Annotated in this window: 1 protein-coding gene; it reads right to left on the reverse strand. The window is 55.6% G+C overall.

Features of this window, described 5'->3' with window-relative positions; all coding sequences use genetic code 11:
• Positions 1-196: 196 nt before the first annotated feature.
• Positions 197-450: hypothetical protein (locus Q1B13_RS26885; protein ID WP_299085966.1), on the reverse strand; the 254-nt coding region annotated here is incomplete at its 5' end.

Raw genomic sequence — 450 nt, forward strand, 5'->3', positions numbered from 1 at the left:
CGAAGCGATCTCGCCTGCAAATGCGTCGTCTGCGTCCATACGGGTCAGTTTGCCATCAATCATAGTCTTGTCTCCAGTTTTAAGGATTGGGTGTTTGGCCGATCGGCCGGGATTGCTTTCATGCCCCCTACCGGGGACACAAATTCACAAAGAACTCTTTTCCTTTACGGGCTGCTCGCAGCGGCATCGGAAGAGGTCAGTCCTGCAGCTCGACACAATCGGAAGCCATCTTGCCCGCATAGCGGCGTCGCTTGTCGGTTTTGATCTTCTGGATCCCTATGTCATGCGCGGTGGTAATGTCGTCGGCCTCGACTTCGATGCGGCAACTATGGTGGTTGCCCGAGGTCGTCATGTAATGGGCCGTGACCGAAAATCGCTTGCTGCTCATTACGTAGCCACTACGGTGCTTGGGATGGTCAGCGTTTCGCCTGCCAGCAGCTGCTTCAGCTC

Origin of the sequence: uncultured Ruegeria sp., from assembly GCF_947489545.1 — a bacterium.
Lineage (GTDB): Bacteria > Pseudomonadota > Alphaproteobacteria > Rhodobacterales > Rhodobacteraceae > Ruegeria.